This window comes from Pseudomonas koreensis (assembly GCF_025447595.1).
Lineage (GTDB): Bacteria > Pseudomonadota > Gammaproteobacteria > Pseudomonadales > Pseudomonadaceae > Aquipseudomonas > Aquipseudomonas koreensis_H.
Window position 1 is genome coordinate 100,372 of sequence record NZ_JAOEJU010000002.1, and the last position, 13,519, is coordinate 113,890.

At 61.2% G+C, this 13,519-nt stretch carries 11 protein-coding genes; 5 read left to right on the forward strand and 6 right to left on the reverse strand.

Features of this window, described 5'->3' with window-relative positions:
• The first annotated feature begins 2 nt into the window (after positions 1 to 2).
• The 5 genes from N8H71_RS04275 to N8H71_RS04295 all read left to right on the forward strand — a co-directional run bounded on the left by N8H71_RS04275 (position 3) and on the right by N8H71_RS04295 (position 6,412).
• A complete protein-coding gene (locus tag N8H71_RS04275) occupies positions 3 to 779 on the forward strand; it encodes a DeoR/GlpR family DNA-binding transcription regulator (RefSeq protein ID WP_262193037.1) in 777 nt (258 codons plus the stop codon).
• A 2-nt stretch (positions 780 to 781) separates the two neighbouring features.
• Entirely contained in the window at positions 782 to 2,614 is a 1,833-nt protein-coding gene (glmS, locus tag N8H71_RS04280) for a glutamine--fructose-6-phosphate transaminase (isomerizing) (RefSeq protein ID WP_262193039.1), read from the forward strand.
• A gap of 72 nt (positions 2,615 to 2,686) precedes the next feature.
• A complete protein-coding gene (locus tag N8H71_RS04285) occupies positions 2,687 to 3,613 on the forward strand; it encodes a LysR family transcriptional regulator (protein ID WP_262193040.1) in 927 nt (308 codons plus the stop codon).
• 104 nt (positions 3,614 to 3,717) lie between these two features.
• Complete coding sequence (locus N8H71_RS04290) at positions 3,718 to 4,344, forward strand: glutathione S-transferase family protein (RefSeq protein WP_262193041.1); 627 nt, start codon at positions 3,718 to 3,720, stop codon at positions 4,342 to 4,344.
• Between the two features lie 37 nt (positions 4,345 to 4,381).
• Positions 4,382 to 6,412, forward strand: a complete 2,031-nt coding sequence (locus N8H71_RS04295) for a pyridoxamine 5'-phosphate oxidase family protein (protein ID WP_262193042.1) — start codon at positions 4,382 to 4,384, stop codon at positions 6,410 to 6,412.
• Positions 6,413 to 6,416: 4 nt separating this feature from the next.
• Here the strand turns inward: N8H71_RS04295 and N8H71_RS04300 are convergent, their stop codons facing one another.
• From N8H71_RS04300 to N8H71_RS04325, 6 genes are read right to left on the reverse strand one after another with little or no spacing between them, the layout of a single operon-like run.
• Entirely contained in the window at positions 6,417 to 7,547 is a 1,131-nt protein-coding gene (locus N8H71_RS04300; protein WP_115079783.1) for a glycosyltransferase family 4 protein, read from the reverse strand.
• Positions 7,548 to 8,678, reverse strand: a complete 1,131-nt coding sequence (locus N8H71_RS04305; RefSeq protein ID WP_262193043.1) for a glycosyltransferase family 4 protein — start codon at positions 8,676 to 8,678, stop codon at positions 7,548 to 7,550. It lies immediately after the preceding gene.
• On the reverse strand, positions 8,662 to 10,029 hold the full coding sequence (locus N8H71_RS04310; protein ID WP_262193044.1) for a glycosyltransferase family 4 protein: 1,368 nt from the start codon (positions 10,027 to 10,029) through the stop codon (positions 8,662 to 8,664). Before N8H71_RS04310 ends, N8H71_RS04305 begins: the two co-directional genes overlap by 17 nt.
• On the reverse strand, positions 10,026 to 11,276 hold the full coding sequence (locus tag N8H71_RS04315; RefSeq protein WP_262193046.1) for an ABC transporter ATP-binding protein: 1,251 nt from the start codon (positions 11,274 to 11,276) through the stop codon (positions 10,026 to 10,028). The genes N8H71_RS04310 and N8H71_RS04315 overlap by 4 nt, the downstream gene beginning before the upstream one ends.
• Positions 11,276 to 12,073 (reverse strand): ABC transporter permease, encoded by a 798-nt coding sequence (locus tag N8H71_RS04320; protein ID WP_262193047.1) that lies wholly within the window; start codon positions 12,071 to 12,073, stop codon positions 11,276 to 11,278. Before N8H71_RS04320 ends, N8H71_RS04315 begins: the two co-directional genes overlap by 1 nt.
• On the reverse strand, positions 12,074 to 13,516 hold the full coding sequence (locus N8H71_RS04325; protein WP_262193048.1) for a mannose-1-phosphate guanylyltransferase/mannose-6-phosphate isomerase: 1,443 nt from the start codon (positions 13,514 to 13,516) through the stop codon (positions 12,074 to 12,076).
• Positions 13,517 to 13,519 lie beyond the last annotated feature (3 nt).

The following is a 13,519-nucleotide window of genomic DNA, read 5'->3' on the forward strand; positions in this document are numbered from 1 at the left end:
CCATGTCGAAACGCAACACACCTCAGCGCCGTCATAACATTCTGGCTTTGCTCAGTGAGCAGGGCGAAGTGAGTGTGGATGAACTGGCCAAGCGCTTCGAAACTTCGGAAGTTACGATTCGCAAGGATCTCGCTGCTCTGGAAAGTCATGGATTGCTGCTGCGTCGCTACGGCGGTGCAATCACCATGCCGCATGAACTCGTGGCAGACACCAGCCTCAACGTTTCCAAATACAAACAGGCGATCGCCCGCGCTGCCGTCTCACGCATCCGCGAGCACGCCCGCATCATCATCGACAGCGGCAGCACCACTGCCGCCATGATCCCCGAGCTTGGCCAACAGCCGGGACTGGTGGTGATGACCAACTCCCTGCACGTGGCCAACGCCCTGAGCGAACTCGAACACGAGCCTGTGCTGCTGATGACCGGGGGCACCTGGGATCCGCACTCGGAATCCTTTCAGGGCCAGGTCGCCGAGCAGGTACTACGCTCTTACGACTTCGACCAGTTGTTTATCGGTGCCGATGGCATCGACCTGGTGCGTGGTACCACCACATTCAATGAATTGCTCGGCCTGAGCCGGGTGATGGCGGAAGTGGCGCGGGAAGTCATCGTGATGGTCGAGGCCGACAAGATCGGCCGCAAAATTCCCAACCTGGAGCTGCCATGGAGCAGCGTCCATACCCTAATTACCGATGATCGCCTGCCCCTTGAGGCACGCGACCAGATTCAGGCTCGCGGTATCAACTTGATTTGCGCGACTGTCAGTCAGGAGAAATAAGCATGTGTGGAATTGTCGGCGCGGTAGCTGAACGTAATATCACCGCCATTCTGGTCGAAGGCCTCAAGCGCCTGGAATACCGGGGTTATGACAGTGCCGGTGTGGCGGTGTACACCAATGACGGCACGCTGGAACGCACCCGTCGTGTGGGCAAGGTCAGCGAACTAGACGCGGCGCTCGCCGAACATCCGCTGGTCGGCCGTCTCGGTATTGCCCACACCCGCTGGGCCACCCATGGTGCACCGAGCGAACGCAATGCCCACCCGCATTTCTCCGGTGACGTTGCCGTCGTGCACAACGGCATCATCGAAAACCATGAGGCGCTGCGTGAACAACTCAAGGCGCAGGGCTACGTCTTCAGCTCCGATACCGACACCGAAGTCATCGCTCACCTGCTGACTGAAAAACTCAAGACGCTGCCGGACCTGACCGATGCTCTGAAGGCTGCGGTCAAGGAACTGCATGGCGCCTACGGTCTGGCGGTCATCCACGCGCTGCAACCGGATCGTTTGGTCGCAGCTCGCAGCGGCAGCCCATTGGTCATCGGCCTGGGTCTGGGCGAAAACTTCCTTGCTTCCGACCAGCTGGCCCTACGTCAGGTCACCGATCGTTTCATGTACCTGGAAGAGGGCGATATCGCCGAAATCCAGCGTGACAAGGTGCAGATCTGGGACGTGACCGGCAAAGCCGTCGAGCGCCAGACCGTCCAGTACACCGATGGCGCCGAAGCCGCCGACAAAGGCGAGTTCCGCCACTACATGCTCAAGGAAATCCACGAGCAGCCATCCGTGGTGCAGCGCACCCTGGAAGGTCGATTGAGCTCGGATCAGGTGCTGGTGCAGGCGTTCGGCCCGCAAGCGGCCGAACTGTTCGCCAAAGTGCGCAACGTGCAGATCGTGGCGTGCGGCACCAGTTACCACGCCGGCATGGTTGCCCGTTACTGGCTCGAAGAACTGGCCGGCATTCCTTGCCAGGTCGAGGTCGCCAGTGAGTTCCGCTACCGTAAGGTGGTGGTGCAGCCGGACACCCTGTTCGTCACCATCTCCCAGTCCGGTGAAACCGCCGACACCCTGGCCGCCCTGCGCAATGCCAAGGAACTGGGTTTTCTGGGAAGCCTGGCGATCTGCAACGTCGGCATCAGTTCGCTGGTACGCGAATCCGACCTGACCCTGCTGACCCAGGCCGGTCGCGAAATCGGCGTGGCCTCGACCAAAGCCTTTACTACGCAACTGGTCGGTCTGTTGTTGCTGACTCTTTCCCTGGGCCAAGTGCGCGGTACTTTGGGCAAAGGCGTTGAAGCCACTCTGGTCGAAGAGCTGCGTCGCCTGCCAACTCGCCTGGGCGAAGCCCTGGCGATGGACAGTACCGTGGAAAAAATCGCAGAGCTGTTCGCCGAGAAGAACCACACGTTGTTCCTGGGCCGTGGCGCGCAATTCCCGGTGGCGATGGAGGGTGCCTTGAAGCTCAAGGAAATCTCTTACATCCACGCCGAAGCCTACCCGGCCGGCGAACTGAAACACGGCCCGCTGGCGCTTGTGGATAACGACATGCCAGTCGTGACCGTCGCACCGAACAACGAGCTGCTGGAAAAGCTCAAGTCCAACCTGCAGGAAGTCCGCGCCCGCGGCGGCGAACTGATCGTGTTCGCCGACGAAAAAGCCGGGATGACCAACGGTGAAGGCACCCACGTGGTGCAGATGCCGCACATCCACGACATCCTGTCGCCGATCCTCTACACCATTCCGCTGCAACTGCTGTCGTACTACGTCGCCGTGCTCAAGGGCACTGACGTGGATCAGCCGCGTAACCTGGCGAAGTCGGTGACGGTGGAATAAGTTATCCACAGTGGGTCACCCCAATAAAATCGCAGCTTCGGCTGCGATTTTTTTATCCGGATCGAGGACACCATGGATCGTTTCCAGGAAATGCAGGTTTTCGCCATCGTCGCCCAGGAGCAGGGCTTTTCCGCTGCTGCGCGGCGTCTGGGTCTGTCGGCGGCCAGCGTGACCCGGGCGGTGGCGGCACTGGAGCAGCGGATCGGTACGCAGTTGTTGATCCGTACCACCCGCAGCGTGCATTTGAGCGAAGCGGGTCTGCGTTATCTGGAGGACTGTCGGAGAATTCTCGCCGAGGTGCAGGAAGCGGAGGACTCCGCTGCCGGCAGTCATACCCAGCCCCGTGGGCAGTTGACGGTGACGGCGCCGGTTTTATTCGGTGAGCAGTTTGTCACACCGGTAATGACGCGTTATCTGACGCAATACCCGGACGTTTCCATCAACGCCCTGTTGCTCGACCGGGTGGTGAGCATGGTTGAGGAGGGTGTCGACGTCGCGGTACGTATCGGCGAATTGCCGGACAGCAATCAGCATGCGATCCGGGTCGGTGAGGTGCGGCGGGTGATTTGTGGCTCGCCGCAATACTTTGCAGTTCATGGCCGACCGACTCATCCACAGGCCTTGGCCGGGGCACCGGTGGTGGCGACGTCGGCCATCGGCCAGCAGCGCAGTTGGCCGTTCATGGAACACGGTGAACTCATTGGCGTAAAACCGGAGCCGCGTCTGGTGGTCACCGCCAATCAGGCTGCGATTACGGCAGCGTCGCTGGGTCTGGGGCTGACCCGGGTGCTGTCTTATCAGGTGGCCAGCAAGGTTGCATCGGGCGAGCTGGAAATCGTCCTCGCCGAGTTCGAACTGCCTGCGCTGCCGATCCACGTGGTGTATCAGGGCGGGCGCAAGGCGCCCGCGAGGGTACGCAGTTTTGTCGACTTCATCGTGAATGCATTGCGTGATCATCCGGCGTTGAAAAATGCGGCTTTATTTCACTCAAAGAAATAATGGATTGCATTTGTTGGTGATTCTGTTGTTTTCGCGATAGGTGGAAGATGGCTGCCACGGCCGCCGTCCATCCTGAACGGCGCATTCGTTCAGCGGAGTCGACCATGCAAGCGATCAAACTCTACAACTTCCCGCGTTCCGGCCATGCCCATCGCGTCGAGCTGATGCTGTCCCTGCTGCAATTGCCCACTGAACTGATCTTCGTCGACCTCGCCAAAGGTGAGCACAAACAACCGGCCTATCTGGCCATCAACAGCTTTGGCCAGGTGCCGGCCATTGATGACAATGGCGTGATTCTGGCGGACTCCAACGCGATTCTCGTTTATCTGGCACAGAAATACGGCAATGGCCGCTGGCTGCCAAACGATCCGGTCGGTGCTGCTCACGTGCAGCGTTGGTTGTCGGCCGCCGCCGGGCCGATTGCCTTCGGACCCGCCGCCGCACGCCTGATCACAGTATTCGGGGCGAAATTCAATGCCGAGGAAGTTATTACCCGTGCGCACAACTTTCTCAAGGTGATGGATCAGGAACTGGCTGAAACCCCTTATCTGGCCGGCACTGAGCCAACCATTGCCGATGTGGCTGCCTACAGCTATATCGCCCATGCGCCGGAAGGCAATGTTTCGCTGGACGACTACGCTAACGTTCGCGCCTGGCTGACGCGCATTGAGGCATTGCCCGGTTTTGTCGGCATGCCGCGCACCATTGCCGGCCTGCAAACCACCGCCTGATATTCAATCTGTGCCGACGGCGCAGGGGGAGACCGTGATGGAACGTTCACCGTGGCACGCTGGCGAGCAACAATTGCAGGCCCATGTCGGCGTTGCCGAACGCATGGAGGAGTTCGGTCGTAAGGTGATTCGCACCTGGATGCCGGATCAGCACCGTCAGTTCTATCAGCAATTGCCCTTCATGCTGTACGGCGCGGTGGATGCAGAAGGTCGTCCATGGGCCAGCGTGCTGGAAGGTGAGCCGGGTTTCGCCCATTCTCCGGAGCCGACACAATTACGGTTCGATAGCCTGCCCGCTGGCGATGACCCGGCGCAGTTGCACGCCGGGGACGCGATCGGTCTGCTCGGAATCGAACTGCATACCCGTCGGCGTAACCGGATCAATGGTCATATTGGCAGCTTTGACGCCAGCGGTTTCGAATTGAAGGTGGATCAGGCATTCGGCAACTGCCCGCAGTACATTCAATTGCGCCAGTTTCAGCGGGTAGTGCTGACGGATCCCGCCACGCGGCCTGCCGAACGCCATGACGGTCTGGATGATGCGGCCATTGCGTTGATCGAAAGTGCCGATACCTTTTTTGTCGCCAGTTACGTCGATGTCGATGGCGAGCGCTCGGTGGATGTCTCCCATCGTGGTGGTCAGGCTGGTTTCGTGCGGGTGGAGGGCAATCGCCTGACCATCCCGGATTTTGCCGGCAACCTGCACTTCAACACCCTCGGCAACTTGTTGCTCAATCCCCGGGCCGGCTTGCTGTTCATCGACTTTTCCACAGGCGATGTGTTGCAGCTCAGCGGTCGTACCGAGGTCATTCTCGAAGGGCCGCAGATTGAAGCGTTCCAGGGCGCCGAACGGCTATGGGCATTTGAGGTTGAGAAACTGGTTCGACGCCCTGCGGCACTGGCTCTGCGCTGGCGTTTCGACGGTATGTCGCCCACCAGCCTGCTGACCGGCAACTGGGCCCAGGCCGATGCACGTTTGCAGGCCAAGGCGCTGGGGGATGCGTGGCGCCCGTTGCGTGTCGCGCGGATCGAGATGGAAAGCCGCCACATTCGCTCGATCTATCTGGAGCCGAATGATGGAGCGGGGCTGCCGGTGTTTCTCGCCGGGCAGCATCTACCGCTGCGTTTCAACCTCGAGGGTGAGACACATATCCGTACCTACAGTTTGTCGGGGGCGCCGTCGGACGACTTCTTCCGTATCAGCGTGAAGCGCGAGGGCCGTGTATCGACGCACCTGCACGAGCAGATTCAAGTCGGTGATGTGCTGGAGGCGCGACTGCCTCAGGGGCATTTCACCGTGGCGGCACTGGAGCGCCGGCCGTTGGTGCTGCTGGCCGCCGGGGTTGGTATCACGCCGTTGCTGTCGATGCTGCGCGAGGTGGTGTATCAGGGCCTGCGCACGCGGCGGATTCGTCCGACCCTGTTTGTGCAGAGTTCCCGCAGTCTCGCCGATCAACCGTTTCGCGCGGAGCTGGACCGGTTGCTTGAGGACGCTGGTGATGCCGTGAAAGTGGTTCGGGTTCTCAGTCAGCCGGAAGATGATCTGGTGGAAGGCGAGGATTTTGATATTCGCGGCCGCATCGATGGTGATCTGCTGAAGAACCTGCTGACTGACGAGGACTTCGATCAGGTCGACTTCGTTCTTTGTGGTCCAGGCGGTTTTACCCAGGGAATCTACGACACTCTGCGCGAACTGGATGTGCGCGATTCGCAAATCCACGCAGAAACCTTCGGTCCTTCGACGCTCAAGCGCCAAGCTGATCCGGATGCAATCGTGATCGAGCAGTTGCCGGCCGCTACGACGTCGGTGCCGGTAGTCTTCGAACGCTCAGCCAAGGAAGCACGCTGGCAGCCTGATGGCGGCAGTCTGTTGGAGCTGGCGGAAAGCCGTGGCTTGCGTCCTGAATTCAGTTGCCGTGGTGGTTCATGCGGTACTTGCAAGACGAGACTGGTCAGCGGCGCGGTGAATTATCCACAGCCTCCGGCGGATATGCCGGAGGATGGACATGTGCTGATCTGCTGTGCGGTACCGGCACAGAGTGCCCAGCCGCTGGTGCTGGATCTGTAACGGATCAGGCGTAGGACAACGCCTTTTCCTCCAGCAGCTCTTGATACAACTCGGTCCACTTTCGGCCCATTTCATCGGCTGTGAATAACTGCCGGTAGCGGGCCTCAGCCTTGAGGCCCATTTCCGCTGCGCGGGCCGGGTTTTCCCACAGGGTGCGCATCGCTTCGCGAAACGCCTGTGGATGACTCGGTGGCACCACCAGTCCCGTCTCGTTGTGGATATTGATGTAGCTGGTGCCGGTGCCGATCTCGCTGGAGATCATCGGCTTGCCGTACATCGCGCCTTCCAGCAGCGAAATGCCGAACGCTTCCGAACGCAGGTGCGACGGGAAGACAATGGCGTAGCTCAGTTGCAGCAGCGCGACCTTGTCTTCATCGCTCAGACGTCCGAGGAAATGAATGTTGCGCAAACCCAGCGCAGCAGCCTGGGCATGCAGTTCCTGCTCCAGCGGGCCGGCGCCGACGATCACCACCGGGTAGTCCACGTCTTTCAAGGCGTCGAGCAGGATGTGCAGGCCTTTGTAATAGCGCATCACCCCGACAAACAGGAAAAACTTATCCCCAAGCTGCTGACGCCAGCGGTTCATGCGCTCAACGTCCGGCTGTGGATAACCCGCCTTGTTCAAGCCATAAGGGATGACGCGGGTCTTGTCCTGGAATTGCTGCAACACATCGCTGGTGTGCAGGTAGTTCGGTGAAGCCGCGACAATCCGGTCGGCGCTTGCGAGAAAGCGGTTCATCAGCGGGCGATAGAGTTTGAGCAGGTGCTTCTGGCGAATGATGTCCGAGTGGTACGTCACCACCGTCGGTTTGTTCACGCCGCTGGCGAAATGCACCAGATCCATGAACGGCCACGGGAAGTGGTAGTTGATCACATCGGCTTCGGCGGCCAGTTCGCGAAACTGCTTGAACACGCTCCAGGAAAACCCCGTGGAGGCGAACTGGATGTCGAGTCTGGCGCGATGCACTTCGTGTTGACCGAGACGCACCACGGCTGGCTCGGGGTTGGCGCTGAGAGTCAGTACCTGGCCTTCGATGCCGTGCTGGGCGCCACTCTCGCAGAGTTGAAAGATGACTTGCTCGATACCGCCGACCGAGTCAGGCAGGTACGTCTTGAAAAAATGGAGAACTCGCATTCAACCTCCCATGGCCTGGTGGTAGGCGCCGGCCGTGGCCTGCGCGCAACGCTTCCAGGAAAAAAGCCGTGCCTGCTGCAATCCGGCTTCCCGGCATGCCTGCCAGTGCGCTTGATCATCGATCAGTCGGCTCATCGCGTTACGCAAGCCGTCTGGATCGTCAGCTTCAATATAGTTGCCGGCGTCCCCCGCGACCTCCGGCATGGCCGAAGAGCGGGTGAGCACCACCGGCGTGCCGCTGGCCATCGCTTCCAGCACCGGCAGGCCGAATCCTTCATATAGCGACGGAAAAATCAGCGCCCGGGCGCCGGCCAGCAATTGCGCGACTTGCTCGTCGGGCAAGTAGCCGAGCAGACACACGTGCCCGCAAGCCAGCGCCTGCTGCAATTCTTCACTGAACTGGTCGCGCTGCCAGCCGGCCATGCCGACGATCAGCAGCGGGAAACGCTGGCGCACCAGATCAGGCAACAGCGCGTGGGCACGCAGGGCCAGGTTCAGGTTCTTGCGCGGCTCCAGGGTGCCGACGCAGAGGAAATATTCCCGGTAATCGACCGCGTGGGCCTTGAGTACCGTGTCGATGGCTTTCGGCTCGCGCGGATGGAAACGCTCGGCGACACCCAGCGGCGCGACCACGAAGCGCTCGGCGGGCAATCCGAAATAGTCCCGAGCCTCGTCAGCGATGGCTTGTGAGTCGGTCAGAATGATCCGCGCCTGGCGTACGCCGTCGGCGAGCCTCCTTTCGATTTCCCGCAGCCGTGCCGGCGGCTGGGTTTCGGGGAAATGCAGGTGCGTGAGATCGTGCAGGGTAATCACGGTCGGGCCGTCGAAGGCCAGCGGCCACAGGCTCGGTTCGTGATACAGATCGACCGGTTGCGCAGGGCCCTGATCAAAGCGTTTCTGCTCCAGCCAGCGGCGTGCCTGATAGGCGCCGGGGATCTGCCGCAGCAGCGGCGTCAGGCGCGAATAACCGGGCATCGCCGCTTCCGGCAGTTGCGAGCTCCAGCCCCAGCCATGGAACAGCGCCACCTCGATATCGGTTTCAGCGTGCAAGGCATTCACCAGCTCAGCCACGTAATGGCCGATGCCGGTGCGCGGTGCCTGGAGAATACGGGCGTTAAGGGCTATGCGCATGTTGCCTCGCTGACACCTCAGGTGTCTCCAGCACATGGCGCGCGGTACGCTCGGCCAGTTGCGCGCTGGCTTCGCGCCAGCCGATCCATTGCCAGTCGCTGACATCGCGGGCGGCCGGGAATTGACCGCTGCGTTCAAAGGTCTGCACCAGCTCGGCGAGACTTTGCGGCGATTGCAGATCGAAATACGCCATGAACTCGCCACCGATCTCGCGGAACACCGGGATGTCGCTGCCCATCGCGGGCAGCCCGCGCTGCATGGCTTCCACCAGCGGCAGGCCGAAACCTTCGACGAACGAAGGAAACACCAGCGCGCTGGCATGGGCGTAGGCGTGTTCGAGGCTGGTGTCGCTCAAGTCGTTGAACATGAACAGGCGCCGGTTCAGTTCTGGATGATTGCGGATCCGGGCAAGCAGCGCATCGCACTTCCAGCCAATGCGCCCCGCGATGCACAACCGGGCGTTCGAGCCGTTCGCCCAGGCATGGTCGAAGGCATCCAGCAGATAGTCGTGGTTCTTGCGCGGCTCGATGGTGCTGACCATCAGGAACACCGGCTCCTGTGTTGCGAACATCCGTTGCAAACGCGGTTCGACGGCGGCTTCGACGCTCCGCAGATCCAGCTCAGAACCGAGGTGAAAGTAGTCGAACCAGCGTTTGCCGACTTGTGCCGATCCGAGGCGACGTTGCAGTTCTGCACGCACCTGATCGCGCACCGTGGCGGAAATCGCCATGAAGCCGTCGGCATTGCGGGCGATCCAGTCGAACCACTCGCTGTACACCTCGACCAGCCGCGTGTCGTAAAACTGCGGATGGGACAGGGGAATCAGGTCGTAGACCACCGCAACGATGCCCAGACCTTCCTGCTTGAGTCGCTCGGCATGAAGGAAAAAGTCCGAGTGCCAGGACGAATCCAGCAGCACCAGTTGATCGCCCGGCTGGTGTTGCAGCGGCTCGCAGCGTTGAGGCAATTGATAGCGATTGATCTGCCCGACCAGCCGTAACGGTATTCCGAATGCACCGAACGAGGTCAGGCGATAGCCGACGTACAACAGGCGTCGTGCCAGTTTTGTGCGGCAACGCGTGTCCAGTCGCTGATGCAGTTGCCAGAAGCGATGAGCCAGCCGTTCCAGGCGTTCGCCAAACGTGACGATGGCATTGAACAGCGGCGAATCCAGCGGTGCCAGACGCTTCACACGGTATAGCTGGCCCTTGAGCAAGACCACCGGCACGCATTCGACCCCTTCAGCACTTGGCGCAAGCTGTTTGATGACGTTGCGCACCACCCGCTGAATCCCCGAATTGACCTTCGGGTGTTTGAACACGTGGGTGCATTCGACCAGCAGGCGAGTCATGGTGCGCGCTCCGCGAGGCTGTCCGAATGGCGAGTGATCGAGGTGCGGGCGCCCAGCCAGGAACAGCCGACAAAATCTTCCTCGCGGTTGTTGATCACGTGAAACACGAGACCGTAGTCACGCCATTCGAAGTTGCGATCCAGGTGCGAGTCCAGCCGCGACAGGCTCAGGGCGACTGAATAGTTGCCCTTGCCCAGGCCCATGACGAACGCGAAGCGATAGGTGATGCGCTCGCCCGCACGCAGGTCTTCCAGCGCCTGATTCTGGCGGTGGGTATTGATGCCGTACATGGCCTGGCCCAGGCGATCCTTGATCATGAAGCCGAGCACCAGCCGTTCGATGTCCTGGCGGATCTCTACCTCGACTACCAGTGTCACCGGCTGACCGACTTCGGCGGCGTCGATCGAGCGCTCGCGTTCATCGAGCAGGCGCACGCTGAGTATCCCGGCCTCACCAGTGCCGGACACGGTGCGCACCTGGCCGCCGTCGAGCAGCTCCTGGCGCACGGTCTGGCCTTCGCGTTCGGCGAGCAAGGCGTTGTAGTAATCCATGACCGCTTCGGGCTTGTCGTGCATGACCATGTGGCCGCCTTCGAGCAGGATCGCCGAGTCGCAGATCGACTGGATCGCCGAGCGGTCGTGGGACACGATCAACAGCGTGGTACCGGCCTTGCGGAAGCTGCGGATGCGGTCGAAGCTTTTGTGCTGGAAGTAGGCATCGCCCACCGACAACGCTTCGTCGACGATCAGAATGTCCGGACGGCGCGCGGTGGCAACGCTGAAAGCCAGGCGCATCTGCATGCCGCTGGAATAGGTGCGCACCGGGTGATCGATGGCCTCGCCGATTTCCGCGAAGCGTTCGATGTCCGGCATCAGTGCTTCAATATCTTCGACCTGCATGCCCAGCAGTTGCCCGGCCATCACCGCATTCTGCCGACCGGTGAAGTCCGGGTGAAAGCCCATGCCCAGTTCCAGCAGCGCCGCGACCCGACCCTCGAGCTGAATCTGGCCGCAGGTCGGTTGAGTGGTGCCGGTGATCATTTTCAGCAGGGTGCTTTTGCCGGCGCCGTTGACTCCGACAATGCCCACCGCTTCACCGGGGGCGATTTCGAAATTGACGTCCTGCAGCACCCAGTGCTGGCGATGGCGGATCGGTGAAAACGGAATCAGCCATTCGGCCAGGCGACTCCAGCGAGTGGGGTACTGCTTGTAGGCCTTGCCCAGACCGGTGACGCGTATGTGCCCCATCAGAGTTCATCCACCATTTCACCGACCCGGCGGCGGAACAGTCGCAGGCCGACCGCGCATAACAGCAGGCCGATCACGAAGATCGGCAGCAGCGAACTCCACACCGGCCACTGACCGTAGAGAAACAGGTTCTGGTAACTGCCGATCAGGTTGGTCAGCGGATTGAGCTGCAACAGGCGCTGCACCCACTCGGGCAGGATGCTCAGCGGGTACACGATCGGCGTCAGCCAGAACCAGAATTGCAGGCAGATGCCGAACAATTGCCCGACATCGCGAAAGAACACGTTGAGCACGCCGAGGATCATCCCCAGCCCGGCGCAGAACAGCACTTGCAGCGCCAGCAGCGGCGCCAGTGCCAACAGGGCCATGCCCGGCCAGCGTCCGGTGATCAACAGAAAACCGAGGAACAGGCCGATGATGATCGCGAAGTTGATGCCGGCATTGAGCAGCACGATCACCGGCAGGCAGAGGCGCGGGAAGCTGATTTTCTTCAGCAGGTTGGCGTTCTCCAGAAACATGTTCTGGCTGCGCAGGGTGATTTCCGAGAACAGGCCCCAGGTCAGCAGCCCGGCGCACAGGTAGACGCTGTAGGCCATGCCGTCGTCCACGCCGGGCAGACGGGCGCGCATGATGTGGGAAAAGATCACCGTGTACACGATGATCATCGACAGCGGGTTGAGTACCGTCCACAGCGCGCCGAACAGCGAATTGCGATACCGCGCTTGAAACTCCCGCTTGACGCTACCGAGGATGAAACCCCGATAGTCGTGCAGCGAGCGGTACAGGGAAAGCAGCATTCACACCGTCCTGCCGTATTGGTCTTCGAAGCGGACGATGTCGTCCTCTCCCAGGTATTCGCCACTTTGCACTTCGATGATTACCAGATCGATCACGCCGGGGTTCTCCAGACGATGCTTGTGACCGGCGGCGATGAACGTCGATTCGTTCTTCGCCACCAGGGTCGTGCCGCTGCCGTTGTTGGTGACCTTGGCCATGCCTTCGACCACCACCCAGTGTTCATTGCGGTGATGGTGCATCTGCAGTGACAACTTGCCACCGGGTTTGACCACGATGCGCTTGATCTTGAAACGCGGGCCTTCTTCGAGCACGGTGTAGGTGCCCCACGGACGGCTGACCGTACGATGCAGGCGATAGGCTTCGTGGGATTTATCCTTGAGCTGCTTGGCCACCCGTCGCACATCCTGCGCACGGTCGGCATGGGCCACCAGCACGGCGTCGGCGGTGTCGATGACGATCAGGTCTTCAACACCCACGGCGGCCACCAGCCGGCCTTCGCTTTGAACGAAGTTGTTGCGGCTGTCGATGAAGATCGCTTCGCCGCTCGCACGGTTGTTATCCGCGTCCGCCGGCACCAGTGCGGCGACAGCGCCCCACGAACCGATGTCGCTCCAGTCGAAACCGGCGGGTACCACCACGACTTTCTCGGAGCGCTCCATCAACGCGTAGTCGATGGAAATGTCGGTGATCTCGGCGAACAGCTGCGCGGACAGTTCCTGTTGCAGGCAGCCGGCGGTTTCCACCGGTTCGCTGGCAGCCATGCAGGCGCGGGTCTGTGCCAGCAGCTCGGGTGCATGCAGCTCCAGCTCGGCGATCAGGGTCGCGGTGGAGAAGCAGAACATTCCCGAGTTCCACAGGAAGTTGCCGCTTTCCAGGTAGTGGGTGGCGGTTTGCAGGTCGGGTTTTTCCACGAAACGCTGTACTTTGGCAGCACCCCGGTCATCCAGCGGCGCCCCGGTCTCGATGTAGCCGAAGCCGGTTTCCGGGGCGGTCGGCACCACGCCGAAGGTCACCAGATAACCATCCTTTGCCAGATTGACCGCGTGCTCGACGGCACTTTTTAGCGCGTCTTCATTGACGATCAAATGGTCGGCCGGCATGACCACCATGATTGCCGCATCGCCGTGCAGTGCCTGCAGCGACAGCGCCGCCGCCGCGATGGCCGGCGCGGTGTTGCGCCCGGTAGGCTCGAGCAGGAAATGCCCGCGATGCCGGGACAGACGTGCGGCCTGGTAGTGATCCTTGCTCTGGAAGTAGTACTCGCGGTTGGTCACCGTGACGATGTCGCCCCAGCCGTCCAGCAGCGCGGCGGCGCGCCGATAGGTCTTGCCCAGCAGCGACTGGCCGTCGGGCAGGGTCATGAACGGCTTGGGATGGCCCTCGCGGGACACCGGCCACAAACGGGTGCCGGCACCGCCGGACAGAATCACGGGGATCAGCATGGC

Excerpts from the sequence above, each read along its gene's own strand:
- N8H71_RS04275 (WP_262193037.1), top strand. The coding sequence starts at position 3 with ATGTCGAAACGCAACACACCTCAGCGCCGTCATAACATTCTGGCTTTG.
- glmS (WP_262193039.1), top strand. The coding sequence starts at position 782 with ATGTGTGGAATTGTCGGCGCGGTAGCTGAACGTAATATCACCGCCATT.
- N8H71_RS04285 (WP_262193040.1), top strand. The coding sequence starts at position 2,687 with ATGGATCGTTTCCAGGAAATGCAGGTTTTCGCCATCGTCGCCCAGGAG.
- N8H71_RS04290 (WP_262193041.1), top strand. The coding sequence starts at position 3,718 with ATGCAAGCGATCAAACTCTACAACTTCCCGCGTTCCGGCCATGCCCAT.
- N8H71_RS04295 (WP_262193042.1), top strand. The coding sequence starts at position 4,382 with ATGGAACGTTCACCGTGGCACGCTGGCGAGCAACAATTGCAGGCCCAT.
- N8H71_RS04300 (WP_115079783.1), bottom strand. The coding sequence starts at position 7,547 with ATGCGAGTTCTCCATTTTTTCAAGACGTACCTGCCTGACTCGGTCGGC.
- N8H71_RS04305 (WP_262193043.1), bottom strand. The coding sequence starts at position 8,678 with ATGCGCATAGCCCTTAACGCCCGTATTCTCCAGGCACCGCGCACCGGC.
- N8H71_RS04310 (WP_262193044.1), bottom strand. The coding sequence starts at position 10,029 with ATGACTCGCCTGCTGGTCGAATGCACCCACGTGTTCAAACACCCGAAG.
- N8H71_RS04315 (WP_262193046.1), bottom strand. The coding sequence starts at position 11,276 with ATGGGGCACATACGCGTCACCGGTCTGGGCAAGGCCTACAAGCAGTAC.
- N8H71_RS04320 (WP_262193047.1), bottom strand. The coding sequence starts at position 12,073 with ATGCTGCTTTCCCTGTACCGCTCGCTGCACGACTATCGGGGTTTCATC.
- N8H71_RS04325 (WP_262193048.1), bottom strand. The coding sequence starts at position 13,516 with ATGCTGATCCCCGTGATTCTGTCCGGCGGTGCCGGCACCCGTTTGTGG.